The sequence below is a fragment of the Mesorhizobium sp. LEGMi-168a genome (assembly GCF_058312955.1).
Genome location: NZ_JBZEGV010000007.1, coordinates 10,230 through 26,897, shown reverse-complemented (window position 1 = coordinate 26,897; position 16,668 = coordinate 10,230). Strand labels below are relative to the sequence as shown.

14 protein-coding genes, 1 tRNA gene and 1 pseudogene are annotated in these 16,668 nt (G+C 65.2%); 9 read left to right on the top strand and 7 right to left on the bottom strand.

Annotated features, from left to right (window positions below; genetic code table 11):
• Window positions 1-38: 38 nt before the first annotated feature.
• Both AC4FWB_RS11925 and AC4FWB_RS11920 read right to left on the bottom strand, forming a co-directional pair.
• Entirely contained in the window at window positions 39-1,256 is a 1,218-nt protein-coding gene (locus AC4FWB_RS11925) for an LL-diaminopimelate aminotransferase (protein WP_491026209.1), read from the bottom strand.
• Window positions 1,257-1,305: 49 nt separating this feature from the next.
• Window positions 1,306-1,716, bottom strand: a complete 411-nt coding sequence (locus AC4FWB_RS11920) for a hypothetical protein (RefSeq protein ID WP_491026208.1) — start codon at window positions 1,714-1,716, stop codon at window positions 1,306-1,308.
• A 97-nt stretch (window positions 1,717-1,813) separates the two neighbouring features.
• Between AC4FWB_RS11920 and phaC the strand changes: the two genes are divergently transcribed.
• The 3 genes from phaC (at window position 1,814) to AC4FWB_RS11905 (ending at window position 5,451) form a co-directional block, all read left to right on the top strand.
• Window positions 1,814-3,649: a class I poly(R)-hydroxyalkanoic acid synthase gene (gene phaC, locus AC4FWB_RS11915; protein ID WP_491026207.1), complete on the top strand. Its 1,836-nt coding sequence runs from the start codon at window positions 1,814-1,816 to the stop codon at window positions 3,647-3,649.
• Between the two features lie 200 nt (window positions 3,650-3,849).
• Entirely contained in the window at window positions 3,850-5,142 is a 1,293-nt protein-coding gene (locus tag AC4FWB_RS11910; protein ID WP_491026206.1) for a YcbK family protein, read from the top strand.
• A gap of 234 nt (window positions 5,143-5,376) precedes the next feature.
• Window positions 5,377-5,451, top strand: a tRNA-Glu gene (locus tag AC4FWB_RS11905).
• 100 nt (window positions 5,452-5,551) lie between these two features.
• On the opposite strand, the gene AC4FWB_RS11900 is transcribed toward AC4FWB_RS11905, so the two are convergent.
• From AC4FWB_RS11900 to AC4FWB_RS11890, 3 genes and pseudogenes are all read right to left on the bottom strand, one after another.
• Window positions 5,552-5,845 (bottom strand): GYD domain-containing protein, encoded by a 294-nt coding sequence (locus AC4FWB_RS11900; RefSeq protein WP_491026205.1) that lies wholly within the window; start codon window positions 5,843-5,845, stop codon window positions 5,552-5,554.
• A 238-nt stretch (window positions 5,846-6,083) separates the two neighbouring features.
• Window positions 6,084-6,227, bottom strand: a pseudogene (locus AC4FWB_RS11895) (two-component sensor histidine kinase); the annotation flags it as partial.
• A gap of 37 nt (window positions 6,228-6,264) precedes the next feature.
• A complete protein-coding gene (locus tag AC4FWB_RS11890; protein ID WP_491026204.1) occupies window positions 6,265-6,621 on the bottom strand; it encodes a cupin domain-containing protein in 357 nt (118 codons plus the stop codon).
• Window positions 6,622-6,813: 192 nt separating this feature from the next.
• Here AC4FWB_RS11890 and AC4FWB_RS11885 point away from each other — a divergent pair, with 192 nt between their 5' ends.
• On the top strand, window positions 6,814-7,785 hold the full coding sequence (locus tag AC4FWB_RS11885; RefSeq protein WP_491026203.1) for a LysR family transcriptional regulator: 972 nt from the start codon (window positions 6,814-6,816) through the stop codon (window positions 7,783-7,785).
• A gap of 127 nt (window positions 7,786-7,912) precedes the next feature.
• Here the strand turns inward: AC4FWB_RS11885 and AC4FWB_RS11880 are convergent, their stop codons facing one another.
• Together AC4FWB_RS11880 and AC4FWB_RS11875 are read right to left on the bottom strand one after the other, a co-directional pair.
• A complete protein-coding gene (locus AC4FWB_RS11880; protein ID WP_491026201.1) occupies window positions 7,913-9,160 on the bottom strand; it encodes an ATP-binding protein in 1,248 nt (415 codons plus the stop codon).
• Window positions 9,157-9,894 carry a response regulator gene (locus AC4FWB_RS11875; protein WP_491026199.1) on the bottom strand — a complete coding sequence of 246 codons (738 nt, stop codon included), beginning with the start codon at window positions 9,892-9,894 and terminating at the stop codon, window positions 9,157-9,159. The genes AC4FWB_RS11880 and AC4FWB_RS11875 overlap by 4 nt, the downstream gene beginning before the upstream one ends.
• A 212-nt stretch (window positions 9,895-10,106) precedes the next feature.
• Here AC4FWB_RS11875 and AC4FWB_RS11870 point away from each other — a divergent pair, with 212 nt between their 5' ends.
• From AC4FWB_RS11870 to AC4FWB_RS11850, 5 genes are all read left to right on the top strand, one after another.
• Entirely contained in the window at window positions 10,107-10,811 is a 705-nt protein-coding gene (locus AC4FWB_RS11870; protein ID WP_491026197.1) for a hypothetical protein, read from the top strand.
• 90 nt (window positions 10,812-10,901) lie between these two features.
• The gene (locus tag AC4FWB_RS11865) at window positions 10,902-11,114 is read left to right on the top strand and encodes a hypothetical protein (protein ID WP_491026196.1); all 213 of its coding nucleotides are present in this window, start codon (window positions 10,902-10,904) and stop codon (window positions 11,112-11,114) included.
• Window positions 11,095-12,246, top strand: a complete 1,152-nt coding sequence (locus AC4FWB_RS11860; RefSeq protein ID WP_491026195.1) for an efflux RND transporter periplasmic adaptor subunit — start codon at window positions 11,095-11,097, stop codon at window positions 12,244-12,246. Before AC4FWB_RS11865 ends, AC4FWB_RS11860 begins: the two co-directional genes overlap by 20 nt.
• A complete protein-coding gene (locus AC4FWB_RS11855; RefSeq protein ID WP_491026194.1) occupies window positions 12,243-15,389 on the top strand; it encodes an efflux RND transporter permease subunit in 3,147 nt (1,048 codons plus the stop codon). The genes AC4FWB_RS11860 and AC4FWB_RS11855 overlap by 4 nt, the downstream gene beginning before the upstream one ends.
• Entirely contained in the window at window positions 15,373-16,665 is a 1,293-nt protein-coding gene (locus AC4FWB_RS11850) for an efflux RND transporter periplasmic adaptor subunit (protein ID WP_491026193.1), read from the top strand. Before AC4FWB_RS11855 ends, AC4FWB_RS11850 begins: the two co-directional genes overlap by 17 nt.
• Window positions 16,666-16,668 lie beyond the last annotated feature (3 nt).

The following is a 16,668-nucleotide window of genomic DNA, read 5'->3' as shown; positions in this document are numbered from 1 at the left end:
CGCCCCTCAAAGATTGGTCGGTGTAATGTGCGGTGAACTCAGCGGCGCGCGGTGAGCGGCACAACATTGTTGGGCTGCTTGGCGGTCGAGGCAAAGAAGCGCTTGATGTTGCGCGCCGCTTGCCTGATCCGGTGCTCGTTCTCGACCAGCGCCAGGCGCACGAAGTCGTCGCCGTGCTCGCCGAAGCCGATGCCCGGCGCCACCGCCACGTCGGCATGCTCGATGAGCAGTTTGGAGAATTCGAGCGAGCCGAGCTGGCGGAACTGTTCCGGGATCGGCGCCCAGGCGAACATCGAGGCCGCGGGCGCAGGAATGGTCCAGCCGGCGCGGCCGAAGGAATCGACCATCACGTCGCGCCGCTTGTGGTAGACCTCGCGCACCTCCTCGATATCGGCGCCGTCGCCGTTCAGCGCATGCGCCGCCGCCACCTGGATCGGCGTGAAGGCGCCGTAGTCGAGATAGGACTTGACCCGGGTCAGCGCCGCGATCAGCCGTTCGTTGCCGACCGCGAAGCCCATGCGCCAGCCGGGCATGGAGAAGGTCTTCGACATCGAGGTGAACTCGACGCAGACGTCGATCGCGCCCGGAACCTGAAGCACGGAAGGCGGCGGGTTGCCGTCGAAATAGATCTCCGAATAGGCAAGGTCCGACAGGATGATGATGTCGTTCTTCTTCGCGAAGGCGACGACGTCCTTGTAGAAATCGAGCGAGGCGACCAGCGCCGTCGGGTTGGACGGGTAGTTGAGGATCAGCGCCAGCGGCTTCGGGATCGAGTGGCGGATGCCGCGCTCGACCGCCGGGATGAAGCCGTCATCGGGCTCCACCTGAAGCGAGCGGATGACGCCGCCCGACATGATGAAGCCGAAGGCGTGGATCGGATAGGTCGGATTGGGGCACAGGATAACGTCGCCGGGCGCGGTGATCGCCTGCGCCATGTTGGCGAAGCCTTCCTTCGAGCCCAGCGTCGCCACCACTTGCGTGTCGGGGTTGAGCTTCACGCCGAAGCGGCGCTGGTAATAGTTCGCCTGGGCGCGGCGCAGGCCCGGAATGCCGCGCGAGGAGGAATAGCGATGCGTGCGCGGGTCGCGCACCACTTCGCACAATTTGTCGACGATGGCCTTCGGCGTCGGCAAGTCCGGATTGCCCATGCCAAGGTCGATGATGTCGGCGCCGCGCGAGCGTGCGCTGGCCTTCAGCCGGTTGACCTGTTCGAACACGTAAGGCGGAAGCCGGCGGACCTTGTGAAATTCTTCCATTTCAGTTCCAGACGATCAAACGGGGGCGCATTCGGCGCGCGATATAAACCTAATTGCAGTTAGGGTCGAGGGCGGGATCGCATTTGCCTTCGATCTGCTTCAGCGTGTCGTCGCCATGCGTTCTGGCGAGCGTGTTGAGCGCCGCGGTATTGGGGGCTGGTTTCGCGCCGCCGCCCTTGGCAAGCTGCGCCTGCTGCTCGGACTTGAGCTCACCGAGCTTGGCGGCGGTCTCCTCCTTGGAGAGTTGCTTGGCGGCCACCTGAGGCCGAATGTTGAGGTTCGGATAGGAGCCGGTGTCCTTCGGTCCCTCGGCCAGCGCTGTCGGCGCCGAACTGTTGGCGTTGCCGGTGCTGGTACAGCCGCCTGCCAGCAACGGCGCGCACAGCACCGCGGCCGCGACGGCGATGCGGCAAATCGAACCGACGCCGAGAAAATAAGTCCCGCCAACATTAATCGTCATATTGTTTTCCTGGCAGCCGGGTTAGAGCGTGTTGGACCCGGTCAGATGTCCCATGATAATATGTCAAGAAAACGCTCCGGGAGGAACCCCGCGAACCATGTCCAAAGCGCCCGATTCGGACAAAGCGGAAAATGGCGGACCTTCGACCGTCGAGCAATATCTGGTGAAAGACCCCGAGCGTTTCGCGTTGAACATGGCGCGCATGATCGAGCAGGCCGGCAAGGCGGCCTCCGCCTGGGCTGAGCCGCGCGAGAAGGGCGAGGTGCGCGACCATGTCGCCGAGCCCGTGGTCGACATGGTCAAGACCTTCTCCAAGCTCTCGGAATACTGGCTGGCCGACCCCCAGCGCGCGCTGGAAGCGCAGACGCGGCTCTTCGCCGGCTACATGACGGTCTGGGCGAACGCCATCCAGAGGGCCAGCCCCAACGCCGAAGCCCCCGAAGACGCAGTCAAGCCCGAGCGCGGCGACAAGCGCTTCCAGGACCCGGAATGGGGTCGCAACGCCTTCTTCGATTTCCTGAAACAGGCCTATCTCGTCACCTCGCGCTGGGCCTCGGACCTCGTCGAGCATGCCGAGGGCCTGGACGAGCACACCCGCCACAAGGCGAGCTTCTACGTCAAGCAGGTCTCCAACGCGATCGCGCCGTCGAATTTCATCCTGACCAATCCGGAGCTGTTCCGCGAGACCGTCGCCTCCAACGGCGAGAACCTGGTGCGCGGCATGAAGATGCTGGCCGAGGACATCGCCGCCGGCAGGGGCGACCTGAAGCTCCGCCAGGCGGACTACGCGCCGTTCGAGATCGGCAAGAACATCGCCACCACGCCCGGCAAGGTCATCGGCCGCAGCGATGTCGCCGAGATCATCCAGTACGATCCGGCGACCGAGACGGTGCTGAAGCGCCCGCTGCTCGTCTGCCCGCCCTGGATCAACAAATACTACATCCTCGACCTCAACCCGCAGAAATCCTTCATCCGCTGGGCGATCGAGCAGGGCCACACGGTCTTCGTCATCTCCTGGATCAACCCCGACGAGCGCCACGGCGCCAAGGGTTGGGAGGCCTATATCCGCGAAGGCCTGCAATTCGGCCTCGACATGGTCGAAAAGGCGACCGGCGAGAAGGAGGTCAATTCGATCGGCTATTGCGTCGGCGGCACGCTGCTGGCGGCAGCGCTTGCGCTTCTGGCGCAGGAAGGCGACCACCGCATCAAATCGGCGACCTTCTTCACCACCCAGGTCGACTTCACCTATGCCGGCGACCTGAAGGTTTTCGTCGACGAGGACCAGGTTGCCGCGGTCGAGCGCTCGATGAGCGAGAAGGGCTACCTCGAAGGCACCAAGATGGCCACCGCCTTCAACATGCTGCGCTCCGGCGATCTGATCTGGCCATACGTCATCAACAACTATATGCGCGGCAAGGATCCCCTGCCCTTCGACCTGCTCTACTGGAATGCCGACTCGACCCGCATGGCGGCGGCCAACCATTCCTTCTACCTGCGCAACTGCTATCTCGAGAACAATCTCTCGCGCGGCACGATGGAGCTTGCCAGCCGCACCGTGTCGCTGGCCGACATCACGATCCCGGTCTACAACCTGGCCACGAAAGAGGACCACATCGCGCCGGCGCTCTCGGTGTTCCTTGGCTCGCGCTATTTCGGCGGCGATGTCGAGTATGTGATGGCGGGCTCCGGCCACATCGCCGGCGTCGTCAATCCGCCGGCGGCGCATAAATACCAGTACTGGACCGGCGCCAAGCCGGTGGGCGATTTCAACACCTGGTTCGCTGGGGCGCACGAGCATGCTGGTTCGTGGTGGACGCACTGGCAGCACTGGATCGAAAGCCAGGACAATGTGCATGTGCCGGCCCGCAAACCGGGCAAGCGTATGAAAACCTTGGGCGATGCGCCGGGCACCTATGTCAAGGTGCGTGTGTAACGGACTGTAATGTCTGGTGAGTTGACGGGCTGCCAAAACAGGGCGAAATGGTGGCGTTAATCGTTTTCGCAGCCTCAGTTCGCCTTCAGACGCACAATAATTCCGAGGCTTGCGGATTGACGCATATCCCGTTTCCGGTTCGGGAACAGGAGGTCGTCGCCAGGGGCACTGGAGCGCCACGGCGATGATGAACGGACCGGATGCTGAGGGGGAATTCTATTTTGAAACCAGCAGGTTGGCGTCTTGCACGAAGGGAAAGCCGCAGCATTGTGGCAGCGCTTTTCTCCGTGCTTCTGGCCTCCTGCACCTCGACCGGCGACCCGACTATGTCGGTCGTCACGCCGGCCTACAATTCAACCGCCACCGAGATGAGCGCTGCTTCCAGCGCCACGTCCGCGGCTTCGGCCGATTCGACCTCGCAGGTGGCGTCGGCCACCCCAGAGGCGGCATCGACCGTGATGAGCGAGGACGACAAGCCGCTGCCGGAAAAGATTGCTTATGTGCCGGAGACACGGCCTGGAGCCGCCGCGTTCCCCGCCGTCGCCGTGCCTGACGGCGCCACCTCGATTGCAGGCAACACCCCGCAACCGTTGGCACAGCCGGCGCAGACGGCCGACGAGACGAAAGCCGCCGCCGAGAAGGTCGCCGCAGGCGATGCCGCCGCGGTCGCATCGAAAGCGCAGGCGACAACGCAAGATATGAGCAATGGCGTCTATGTGACGGCCGGCGAGCCTCAGCAGCAGCCGATCGCCGCGCCGAAGAAGGGCCTGTTCGCCTCGCTGTTCAGCACCACGCCGGCTTCCGCGGCGCCCGCGCCGCTGATCAACAACGCGCGCTCAGGCGACCAGCCCGCCGCCCAGGCCAAGACCACGCCGCCGCCGGCCAAGCCGATCGTGACGCTCGCCTCCGCGACGCCGGGCGACAAGCCGGTGCAACTGGCGTCCCTCGGTGACGACAGCGGCAGCCACATTACCGGCGCCGATGCCCTGCCCGGCGTGCGCCAGACGGCGCTGTTCGAGATCAAGCGCAAGTCCGGCATCGACGACGAGAGCGACGTCGACCTCAACGAGGACGAAGGCGGCGGCTCCTACCAGGTGGCGTCCGCCGCCGGCATGGCGAGGCTCGCCCCCAACGGCCTCTTGAAGCAGAACGAAAGCGTCGACGTCGCCTGCCTCAAGCCGTCGCTGGTGCGCGTGCTGAAGACGATCGAGGGCCATTTCGGCCGCAAGATGATCGTCACCTCCGGCTATCGCGATCCCTCGCGCAACCGCCGCGCCAACGGCGCCAAGAACTCGCTGCACATGTATTGCGCCGCCGCCGACATCCAGTTGCCCGGCGTCTCGAAATGGGAGCTGGCGAGCTATGTCCGCTCGATGCCTGGCCGCGGCGGCGTCGGCACCTACTGTCACACCGAATCGGTCCACGTCGACGTCGGCCCCGAGCGCGACTGGAACTGGCGCTGCCGCCGCCGCGGCGGCGGTGGCGACGGCTAACGGAGGGCGCTTCGCCTCCCACCCGTCTTCAGCGTTGGAAATTGGCGAAAGCGGCGGCGACAGCCAATCTCCCCCCAAGTGGGGGAGATGCCCGGCAGGGCAGAGAGGGGCGCTGTCCCGCCGACATCTCAGGTTTCCGCACCGCCGTCGGCCCATTGGAAAAAAGTTGTCGCATGTGGCCGCGGATGGGTTGCCGGTTGCGAACAACGCAATTATAAGCCGCTTCGTCTGAGCGCGCCCATCGTCTAGCGGTTAGGACACCGCCCTTTCACGGCGGTAACAGGGGTTCGATTCCCCTTGGGCGTACCAGAGATTTCAACGACAAGCTGTCACAGCCAGAGGTGTGTGGCGCCGAGCAATCCAGCCCGGCGCCGACTTCGATCACCCACGTATGTCAGCAAAGTGGCGGTTAGGCCATCTTTGCCAATATCTTGGTCATATCTGCCGTGTCGAACGCCCTCAGTGTCTCAGTTCTGATGTTGCCCATCGATGCGATTGATAAGGCTAGTGCGGTCGCAGCAATGTCGTCCTCTGCTTCGGCAACGACCACGACATCATATTTACCAAGCGTCCACAACAAGGTGTGAACCTTGACGCCGCTTTTGCTGGCCATCGCCTTGAAGGCCTCAGCACGCTTCTGAGTGTCCTTTACGGTCCTGATACCTTGATCTGTGAAATTCGACAGTAGTACGAAATGAGCCATTGGTTCCTCCCACAATGGGAACGGGCGGGCGCTCACGGCGTCCGCCGTTTCCCGGAACCACGATAACACGAGCCGGGTACGCGAACCACAATCGGTAGCGGCAACGACAACAGCGCTCGGCGCAGTGGCGCGGAAGCGATGTCGATCCGGCATCGGCGCGCCTGGCCATCGACCGGCACTTGCAGTTCTATCGCATTGGCCGCGAAGTCATCGCCCGCCGCCATCAACAAGCAGCCCGCCGGTCCAGTTCTACCGCCTGCACCGCGTCCTGGTTCACCTCCTCGCGCACCAGGCGGATGGCGCTGTCGGCGATGCGGTCGAGCTCGTCAAGATCGCTCAGCCATTTTTCGCGCTCGTCCTCAAGGAACTCGGCTCTGAGTCGACAGGGGACCCGAGAAGCAGTTTGTTATCTTGCCGATTCACCAAGTCACGCCCAAAGGCGGGCCTGTGAAGGTCAGTCCGAAACGCGCCCCGATGGCTGCGATCTGATCCATATCATCGGGGATTCGGCACTTGTGTTTCGCCATCTCCGCGAAGAAGCCCTCGAAGCCGCCGGGTGTCATGACGGTGAGCATTCTGGCGGGTCGATCGCCCACTACCCGGAATGCATGCTCGATACCGCGCGGAACGTGCACGACGCTGCCTGGGCCGACTATGCGCGTTTGACCGCTCATCCAGAACTCCACTTCGCCCGACTGGATCTGGAAGGTCTCGTCTTCGTCGTTGTGAATGTGGCGTGGAGGACCATAGCCGGGCTGGTCGAGGCTTTCGAACATTCCGAGCCGCGAGGCCGTTTGCTCCGCTGTGAGGCAAATCCTGTAGGACGTGCCAAGCCACTGGACACTGTAGGGTACCGAAGCCGCAGCCACCGAAACCTCCCGCGATCCGACGCCATTTTCGATGCAGAGAAATTGCCAGAACCGATTTCATAATTGAAATCGATAGCTATTATAAAATAAATTCAGGCGATGAATTTATCGAACTTCGATCTCAATCTTCTGCGAGTGCTCGACGCGCTGTTGCACGAGCAATCGACCGTAAAGGCCGGAGAACGCATCGGCCTATCGCAACCAGCGGTCTCAGCCGCCCTGGGACGGCTTCGGAATTTTCTGGGCGATCCGCTGTTCGTGCGCGAAGGACGGCGTATCGTGCCGACGCAATACGCCGGAAATCTCGAACTTCCGCTTCGCCGCATCCTCGATGAACTGTCGGCGCTGCTTGCCGGCCCTGGAGGCTTCAATCCGGCCGACGCCGAGCAAAGTTTCAAGATCGCAGGTTCGGATTTTTTTGCCGAGATGCTGATGCCTCCCCTCGCCAACACTATTTCCCAGCTTGCTCCGAAAATACTGGTCCAGCTGGTGGATCTGGTGCCCGACGACTATGTCGGCACGCTCGAAAAGCATGGCATCGACCTTGCCCTTGTTCCCAAGACCGATTTCCCGACCTGGATCGACTATCTTCCTGCCTTCCGGTCGACATTCGTGACGATTGCCCGCGCTGGGCACCCAAGGCTCGAGCGGGCGAATGTGAGGCCGGGTGACGTCGTACCGATCGACCTATTCTGCGACCTCGGCCATGTCGTCTTTTCGCCCGAGGGAAAACTCAAGGCCATGGGCGACACCGCACTGGCCCGCATGGGGCGCGAACGGCGGGTGGCCATGACAATGCCGGTGTTCGGCGGCGTCTGTAACGCGGTGGCGGGAAGCGACCTGGTCGCGCTCGTGCCGGAACAACTCGCGCGCAAGGTGGCATCCCGCTTGGGGCTGGCGATCTACGTTGCGCCTATGCCGATCAATCCTGCCCTCATCTGCATTGTCTGGCACAAACGCAATACAACCGATCCGACACACCGCTGGCTGCGAGAAGTGGTGCTGAAGTTGCTCTCACAACTGAATGCCAGCGAAACCGATAGCAGCGCCCATGAACCGCGCCTGACCTGAATAGCGGGCCGATGTCGGTGCTTGTGAACTTGACGGTAAGAAGAGAGGAGGGAGGACCACGCCGGCTCCCACGACCGACCGGGTGTTTGAAACGGTCACGTAAGCGACCTCGAGGCGGTCGATTCCATCAGGAAACCACCCCAAACACCACCGTCTGAACCAACCCTCCCCCCGACCGGTTCTCCAGCCGGATCGTCCCGCCGTAGCGCTCGATGATCTCCTTGGCGATGGCAAGCCCCAGCCCGGCGCCCGGGATGAATTGCGTGCGCGCCGGATCGACGCGGAAGAACGGCTCGAAGGCCTTGTTCAACAGGTTCGGCGGAATGCCGGGTCCCCGATCGGCGATGGTGAGCACGGCCTGGCCGCCCTGCGCAGTGAGCGCGACGACGCAGCTTTTGCCATGCGTGGCGGCGTTGATGATCAGGTTGCGCAGCGCGCGGCGCAGTCCGAGCGCGCCGGCTTTCACCGAGACCTTGTCGAGATGGTCGATCGATACGGCATGGCCGAGCGCCGTCATCTCGGTCTCGATATCGCGGATCAGCCGGTCCAGTTCCACCGCCTGCACCGCGTCCTGGTTCACCTCCTCGCGCACCAGGCGGATGGCGCTGTCGGCGATGCGGTCGAGCTCGTCGAGATCGCTCAGCCATTTTTCGCGCTCGTCTTCGAGGAACTCGGCGCGAAGCCGCATCCTGGTCATCGGCGTTCGAAGGTCGTGGCCGGCGGCCGCGACCAGGCGCATGCGGCTTTCCATCGCCGCCTTGAGCCTCGCCGAGAGCTGGTTGAGCGCCTGCGCGGTGGCCCTGACCTCGGCCGATCCCTCCTCCGGGACAGTTGCCAGCACGCCGTCCGAGCCGATCTTGCTGACGGCGGCCTCGAGCATTTCCAGCGGCCGCACCAGCACTCCGGTAAAGTAGATCGACACCGGCGTGGCGCCGAGCACGATCAGCGCCATCCAGCCCGCCAGTCCGTACCAGACATCGCGCGGCGGCCCGAAATCGGGGACATCGACGATCATCCAGCGATGGTCGGGCAGCTCGACCGAAGCCACCATTCCCGGCCTGCCGGCATTACGGCTGACCACGGCAGAAACATCGAGACCGTTGTGGTGCAGGATCTCGTTCAACACTGTCGTGTGCTTGCGATCCTCGAAGCCATCGGCCGGGCGATCCTTTACGACGACCGGCGCGTCGCCGGCTTGTCGCACGTGGCCGGGAACCAGCTGCACCATGTAGTGGATCTGGCGGGCAAGCGGGCCCATGACCAGTTCGGGCGACGGCCCGCCGAGCACCTTGACCGCGACAAACGTGGCGAGGCCGACCACGCCGAGGATCGAAACGACAAGAAGGATGATCAGCCGTCGGCGCAGCGATGTCATGGCTCGACATCCGCGGTTTCGACGCGCGCGGTAAGCTGATAGCCGCCATTGCGCACGGTCTTGAACAGCGAGCCCTCGCCGGCCTCGGCGAATTTCCGCCGCAGCCGGCTCATCAGCACGTCGACGGAACGTTCGAGCGGGTCGCGCTCGCGCCCTTGCGTCAGGTCGAGCAACTGGTCGCGCGACAACAGCCGCCCGGGCCGGTCGAGAAAGACCTGCAACAGGTCGAATTCCGCGCCGGTAAGGTCGACGATCTCGCCGTCGTTATCCATCACCTTGCGCGTGTCGGGCTCCAGCCGGTAGCCGGCGAAATGGTAGACGCGCACCTTGGGCGGCGCGGCTTCTTCCGGCGCCGAGCGCCTCAGCACCGCGCGGATGCGCGCCGAGAGTTCGCGCGGATTGAACGGCTTGCCGAGATAGTCGTCGGCGCCGAGCTCCAGGCCGATGATGCGGTCGACATCTTCCTTCAGCGCCGTCAGCAGGATGACCGGGATATGCGGCTTGCGGTCGCGCAAGCTGCGGCAGATGTCGAGCCCGGAGCCGTCCGGCAGCATGACGTCGAGCACGATCAGGTCGAATAGGCCGGTGGCGAGCTTTTGCTCGCATTCGCGCCGGTCCGCCGCCACGGAGACCCTGAACCCCTGCCCGTCGAGATAGCGCCCGAGCAGCGTCCTGATCTCGCGATCGTCGTCGACGACAAGGATATGGGCCAAAGTATGGGATTGTGCCTGCATGTCTGCCCGCTTGCCTTTGTGCCTGGGATTATAGGGAGAGCCGCCGCCAAGCGGCATGGAAAATTGCAACGGAATGTTTCCGCGGGGCGGACGGAAACGTTGGGAAACAAATCTCCCTTTTCTAGAAACCTTCGGCAACGCGCCGAAGCAAAGCGGCAAAGGACGCTTCCTATCCTCCTGCCACCCGAAGCATGAGAGGAAAGGATCACATCATGCGAAGCAGACTTTTGGCGCTCGGCCTGTTCTCGGTCGCGGCCATCCATCCCGTGCTGGCCGCCCAACCCGATCCTGGCGCACCCGGTGACGAGCCGCCGGCAATCGGCCGGCAGGACGATGCGAACCCGGCCCCGATGCCGTGGCCTGGCCCGCATGGGCCGATGCGGCACGGCCCGCAGGGGCCGGAGGGTTTCGGCTTCCGCCGCATGGGACCGCCGCCGCCGGAAATGCTTGCCGCCCGGCTTTCAGCGCTCGAGACCCGCATCGGCATCCGCTCCGAGCAGCTCGACGCATGGCGCGACTATACCAGCGCGCTGCAGGCGGTGCTGGCGCCGCCGCGGTTCGACCACGGCCCTGGCGCTCCCGGCGGTCCCGAAGCAGGCGGCCCTGAAGCAGGTGGGCCGGCTGGCCCTGGCGCCCACGATCAGGCGCGGCGCGATCCCTTCGCCTTCCAGGAACGACTGGCCGACGAGGTCACCAAACGCGCGGCTTCGGCCGCCAAGCTGAAGGACGCGATCGCCGCGCTGCGCGGCAAGCTGACGCCCGAACAACTCGAAATCCTCGCTTCGGCGGATCGGCCGCTCGGCCCGCCCCCCGGTCCATGGGGCAATCCGCCGGATGATGCAGCCGGACCCGGAGGTCCGCCCGAACATGGCGGACAACTCCAGCCACCCCTACCCCGGAATGGCGAGCAACTCTGACCGGCTGCGCCGGCCGGCCCGTTGACCCACCCGTTCACGGGCCGGCCGGTTCTTTGCGAATTGGCGGACGCGTCCGCGCAACCGCCAAGCATGGAACGCATGATGATGTGGGAAGCCCTGATGATGCTGCGGCTGCTTGCCTCCCTGGGCGCGCCCGTGCCGATCCACCGTTACGCAAAGCCGCCGGTCCTGCCGGCGAGCACGTTCAAGGGCAAGATCCGGCTGAGCTTCGCCGCCTACCGCCTGTCGCTTCCGATCCTGGCAATTTCGAACACTGAAAATCATGACCAGAAAATTGCGTAAAAGGCATCTTCTGCTCGTCGCCGTGCTGGTCGCGGCCGGAGTGGCCGCCATGCTGAAGGCCTATGGCCGCGGCACGCCGGAACCGGATGTCGAGAAGCCCGCGCCGGCCCAGGCCGCCACGCTCACCGTTTCCGTGGAGACGGTCGGATCGCAGGCGGTCACCGCTTCGGTCAGCGCCACCGGCACCGTTTCCGCCTGGCAGGAAGCGACGATCGGCGCGGAGGAAAACGGCCTGCGCCTGACCAACGTTCCGGTGAAGGAAGGCGACCATGTGAAGGCGGGCGATGTCGTCGCGAGGCTGGACGACGCGCTGCTCAAAGCCCAGCTCGCCGAACAGAAGGGAGCCGTCGCTGAGGCGCAGGCGACGCTCGACTCCGCGCTGTCGGCCGCCGCGCGCGCCGACAAGCTGCTCGCCAGCAATGCCGTCAGCGCCGAGACAGCCGAGGACAAGGCGACCGCCGTCAAGACCGGCAAGGCCGGGGTCGAGCAGGCCGAGGCCGCCGCTGAGAGGCTGCAGGCCCAACTCGACCGGACGACCATCCGCGCCCCCTTCGACGGCGTCGTCTCCAGCAAGCCGGCTGTGACGGGCTCGATCGTCCAGGCCGGCACCGAGCTGATGAAGATCGTCCGCGACGGCAGGCTGGAGGTCGGCGTTCTTGTTCCCGAAAAAGATCTGGCGGCAATCTCGGTCGGCCAGGCGGCGACCATCGCCGATGCCGCCGGCCGCACCTTCTCAGGCAGCGTTTCCTCGATCGCCGAGACGGTGAATGCGATCACGCGGCTTGCCACCGTCTATGTCGAGATCGGCGAAGGCTCGGGGCTGAAACCCGGCATGTTCGCCCGTGTCTCGATCGAGACAGCAGCGTCCCGCCAGCTCAGCGTCGCCGAGGCAGCCCTGGTCTGGCATGACGGCAAGCCGGCTGTCTTCGTCGTCGACGACAAAGGCAAGGTCGGCGCGCGTTCCGTTGTGACCGGTTCGCGTCAGAAAGGCAGGGTCGCCATCGAAAGCGGGCTTTCCGAAGGCGACCGCGTCGTCGTCGCGGGCGCCGGCTTCCTCAACGACGGCAACCTCGTGCGCGTCGCCGCCAGTGAGACGAAGGCCGCCGACGCCGCAACGGAGCCGGCGCAATGAACGCCATCTCCTCCTGGTCGATCCGCAATCCGGTTCCGACCATCGTGCTGTTCCTGTCGCTTGCGATCGCCGGCGTCTACGGCTTCATGCAGCTGCGCACCAACAACATGCCCGACATCGACCTGCCGACCGTCACCGTCACTGTGGCGCAGCCGGGCGCGGCGCCGAGCGAGATGGAAGTCCAGGTCGCGCGCGTCATCGAGAACGCCGTGGCGACCCTTGAAGGCGTCGACGACGTCTCGACCTCGATCAGCGAGGGCTCGTCCGTCACCACGGTCGAATTCACGCTAGGCACCGATCCGGAGACCGCAACCAACGACGTCCGCAACGCCGTGTCCGGCGTGCAATCCAGCCTGCCGGCCGCCGCCCAGACGCCGGTTGTGGCGAAGGTCAACGCCACCGGCAATTCGGTGCTAACTTTTGTCGTCGAGGCGCCGACCATGTCGCCCGATGCGCTGAGCTGGTACATCGACAATGACGTCGCCAAGGTGCTGCTCGGCGTCGACGGCGTCTCCAAGATCACCCGTTCCGGCGGCGTCGACCGCGTCGTCCGCGTCGAGCTCGACCCCGATCGCCTGGCGGCGCTCGGCATCAGCGCCGGCGATGTCAGCCAGACGCTGGCCTCCAACAACGTCAACCAGCCGGGCGGCCGCGCCACCATCGGTGGCCAGGAGCAGTCGGTGCGCACGCTTGCCAGCGCCACGACGGTCGAGGCGCTCGCCGATACCCGCATCGCGCTCTCCGGCGCCGGCGACGTCAAGCTCTCCGACCTCGGCACCGTCGTCGACAGCTGGGAAACGCCGCGCCAGGCCGCCTATCTCGACGGCAGGCAAGTCGCCGCCTTCAATGTCTACAGGTCGGTCGGCTCCAGCGAGATCGACGTCGTCAAGGCCGCGCGCGCCGCGATCGCCGAAATCGGCGCCAAGACCACGACGGCAAAATTCACCGAAGTCACCTCCTCGTCCGGCTTCGTCCAGGAAAGCTACGACGCCGCCCTCGAGGCGCTCTGGCTCGGCGCCCTGCTCGCCATCGGCGTGGTCTGGCTGTTCCTGCGCGACATCAGGGCGACGCTGGTTTCGGCGGTGGCGATGCCGCTGTCGCTGATCCCGACCTTCGCGGTGATGGCGGCCTTCGACATCTCGCTCAACAACATCACCCTGCTCGCCCTGTCGCTGGTGGTCGGCATCCTCGTCGACGACGCCATCGTCGAGATCGAGAACATCGTGCGCCACATGCGCCAGACCGGCGCCAGCGCCTACCAGGCGGCGATCGAGGCCGCCGACGAGATCGGGCTTGCCGTGGTGGCGACCACCGCGACCATCGTCGCCGTCTTCCTGCCGGTCGCCTTCATGCCCGGCATTCCCGGAAAATTCTTCTTCTCGTTCGCCGTCGCCGTCAGCGTGTCGGTGCTGTTCTCGCTGCTGGTGGCGCGCATGCTCACGCCGCTGATGGGCGCCTATCTGGTGCGCGCCGGTGGGCACAGCGAGGACGACCAGCCGGCCTGGGTGCCGACCTATCTCTGGCTGCTGCGCAAGGCGCTCGACCATCGCTGGATCACGCTCGTCGCCGGCATCGCCTTCTTCGCCGGCTCGATGATGCTGGCGACACGACTGCCGACCGAATTCATGGCGGCGGCGGATCGCGGCCGCTCGATGATCTCGGTCGAACTGCAGCCTGGTTCGACGATCGAGCAGACGGCGGCCGTGGTGCAGGACATCACAAAGCGGCTCGAAAAGGAGCCGGCCGTCGACAGCGTCTTTGCCACCATCGGCACGGCGGCCTCGTCCGGCGGCGGACCGAACCAAAGCTCGAGCTCGGCCGAAGTCCGCACGGCGACCGTCACCGTCAACCTCAAGCCACGCGCCGAACGGACGATGAGCCAGCAGCAGTTCGAGGCCGAGGCCTCGCCCAAGCTGAACGACATTCCGGGCGCCCGCATCCAGTTCGGCGCCGACGGTTTCGCCGGCGCAAAAGTGTCGATCACGCTGGTTGGTGACGATGGCGCAGCGCTTGAGAAAGCCAGCGATGAACTCATTGAGCAGATGAAATCCATCCCCGGCCTCATCAACCCGACCTCGACCGCTGCGACCATGAAACCCGAGCTGATCGTGCGTCCGGACAGCGCCAAGGCGGCCGAGCTCGGCGTCACGCCGACCGAGATTGCCGCGACGGTGAAGATCGCCACCATCGGCGACACCGACACCAGCCTGGCGAAGTTCAACCTCGGCGACCGCCAGGTGTCGATCGTCGTCACCCTGCCCGACGGCGCCATCGACGACCCGGCCAAGCTTGCCGTCCTGCCGCTGACCGGCAGCAAGGGCACGGTGCCGCTCGGCGCCGTCGCCGACATCGGCTTCAATGCCGGGCCGAACAGCATCACCCGAGTGGATCGCAGCCGCAGCGCAACGATAGAGGCCGATCTTTCCGGCCTGACACTCGGCCAGGCGACCACCGCCATTCGCGCCCTGCCGGTGATGAAAAACCTGCCGCAAGGCGTGCACGAGCTGGCGCGCGGCGACGCCCAACGCATGCAGGAGCTGTTCACGGGCTTCGCCACCGCGATCGCCGCCGGCATCATTCTGATGTACCTGACGCTGGTGCTGCTCTTCCGCAGCTTCGTGCAGCCGGTGACCATCCTGGTGGCGCTGCCGCTTTCGGTCGGAGGCGCGCTGGGCTTGCTTCTCGTCACCGGCAAGGCGCTTGGCATCTCGCCTTTGATCGGCATACTGATGCTGATGGGCATCGCGGCCAAGAACTCGATCCTGCTCGTCGAATATGCTCTGGTCGCCGAGAAGGAGCATGGCATGAGCCGCTTCGAGGCGCTGCTGGACGCCGCCCGCAAGAGGGCTCGGCCCATCGTCATGACATCGATCGCCATGGGCGCCGGCATGCTGCCGATCGCGCTCGGCATCGGCGCGGACGCCGAGACGCGGGCGCCGATGGCGATCGCCGTCATCGGCGGGCTGCTCTCCTCGACCGTGCTCAGCCTCGTCTACGTGCCGGTGGTCTACACCTTCATGGACGACATCCAGCGCTTCCTTGCCCGTCACCTCCGCAAGCTGCTGGTCGAAGGGTCAGGCATCGACGGCCAGGCGGCGACCGCAACTCCAGGGAAAGATCCAGCCAATGCATTTCCAGCCTAGTCATTCTCATTCGTTGGCGGGGCCACGCCGGCTGTCGCCCTGGGCGGGAATGCTGTGCGCCGCCCTCATTCTGACAGCCTGCTCCCAGGAGAAGAGTCAGGCTCCGGCGGGCATGGGCGGCGTCGGCCGCCCCGAGGTCGGCGTCGTCACGCTGCATCCGCAATCGGTCGCGATCACCGCCGAATTGCCCGGCCGCACCGCGGCCTCCCTCATCGCCGAGGTGCGCCCGCAGGTCGACGGCATCATCCAGCAGCGCCTGTTCCAGGAAGGTGCGGAGGTGGTGCCGGGACAGCCGCTCTACCTCATCGATCCGGCGAGCTACCAGGCGGCCTATGACAGCGCCGTCGCCGCCCAGCAGAAGGCCGAAGCCGCGCTCCCCACCGCGCAGGCCAAGTTCGACCGCTATGCCGGATTGCTGAAGCAGAACGTGGTCTCGAAGCAGGATTACGACGATGCGGCAGCGACGCTGGCGCAGGCTCAAGCCGATGTGGCGTCCGCCAAGGCCAGCGTCGAGACCGCGCGCATCAGCCTCAATCGCACCTCGATCACCGCGCCGATCGCCGGCCGGATCGACAAATCCACGCTGACGCCCGGAGCGCTGGTCACCGCCAACCAGGAAACGGTGCTCACCACCATCCGCGCGCTCGACCCGATCAATGTCGACGTCACGCAATCGAGCACCAATCTGCTCAACCTGCGCCAGGCGATCAACGAAGGGCGGCTGAAGTTCAGCGGACCCAATGTCAGCGTGAAGCTGAAGCTCGACAACGGCACCATCTATTCGCGGACCGGCAAGCTGGAATTCGCCGGCGCCAATGTCGACCAATCCACTGGCACTTTCGCGCTCAGGGCCCAATTCCCCAACCCCGACCGGCTGCTGCTGCCCGGCATGTATGTCCGCGCCATCGTCGAGGAAGGCGTCGCCCAGAACAGCTTCCTGGTGCCGCAGCGCGCCGTCAGCCGCAATCCCAAGGGCGAGGCGACGGCAATGGTGGTGAATGCCCAGGGCAAGGTTGAATCGCGCGCCTTGAGCGTGCGCAACAGCGTTGGCAACAACTGGCTGGTGGACTCCGGCGTCGGCGACGGCGACCGCGTCATCGTCGAGGGCATCCAGCTCGTGCGCGCCGGCGGCGACGCGACGCCGGTCGAGGTGACCATCGACGAGGCGACCGGCGAGATCAAGGATCGCGAGCAGACCTCAGCCACGGTGGAAACGGCCGGTGGCAAAACTGGCGGCGCCGGCAAGCAACCGGCGTCTGGCGCAACCGGGAACTGAGGC

Excerpts from the sequence above, each read along its gene's own strand:
- AC4FWB_RS11925 (WP_491026209.1), bottom strand. The coding sequence starts at position 1,256 with ATGGAAGAATTTCACAAGGTCCGCCGGCTTCCGCCTTACGTGTTCGAA.
- AC4FWB_RS11920 (WP_491026208.1), bottom strand. The coding sequence starts at position 1,716 with ATGACGATTAATGTTGGCGGGACTTATTTTCTCGGCGTCGGTTCGATT.
- phaC (WP_491026207.1), top strand. The coding sequence starts at position 1,814 with ATGTCCAAAGCGCCCGATTCGGACAAAGCGGAAAATGGCGGACCTTCG.
- AC4FWB_RS11910 (WP_491026206.1), top strand. The coding sequence starts at position 3,850 with ATGCTGAGGGGGAATTCTATTTTGAAACCAGCAGGTTGGCGTCTTGCA.
- AC4FWB_RS11900 (WP_491026205.1), bottom strand. The coding sequence starts at position 5,845 with ATGGCTCATTTCGTACTACTGTCGAATTTCACAGATCAAGGTATCAGG.
- AC4FWB_RS11890 (WP_491026204.1), bottom strand. The coding sequence starts at position 6,621 with ATGTTCGAAAGCCTCGACCAGCCCGGCTATGGTCCTCCACGCCACATT.
- AC4FWB_RS11885 (WP_491026203.1), top strand. The coding sequence starts at position 6,814 with ATGAATTTATCGAACTTCGATCTCAATCTTCTGCGAGTGCTCGACGCG.
- AC4FWB_RS11880 (WP_491026201.1), bottom strand. The coding sequence starts at position 9,160 with ATGACATCGCTGCGCCGACGGCTGATCATCCTTCTTGTCGTTTCGATC.
- AC4FWB_RS11875 (WP_491026199.1), bottom strand. The coding sequence starts at position 9,894 with ATGCAGGCACAATCCCATACTTTGGCCCATATCCTTGTCGTCGACGAC.
- AC4FWB_RS11870 (WP_491026197.1), top strand. The coding sequence starts at position 10,107 with ATGCGAAGCAGACTTTTGGCGCTCGGCCTGTTCTCGGTCGCGGCCATC.
- AC4FWB_RS11865 (WP_491026196.1), top strand. The coding sequence starts at position 10,902 with ATGGAACGCATGATGATGTGGGAAGCCCTGATGATGCTGCGGCTGCTT.
- AC4FWB_RS11860 (WP_491026195.1), top strand. The coding sequence starts at position 11,095 with ATGACCAGAAAATTGCGTAAAAGGCATCTTCTGCTCGTCGCCGTGCTG.
- AC4FWB_RS11855 (WP_491026194.1), top strand. The coding sequence starts at position 12,243 with ATGAACGCCATCTCCTCCTGGTCGATCCGCAATCCGGTTCCGACCATC.
- AC4FWB_RS11850 (WP_491026193.1), top strand. The coding sequence starts at position 15,373 with ATGCATTTCCAGCCTAGTCATTCTCATTCGTTGGCGGGGCCACGCCGG.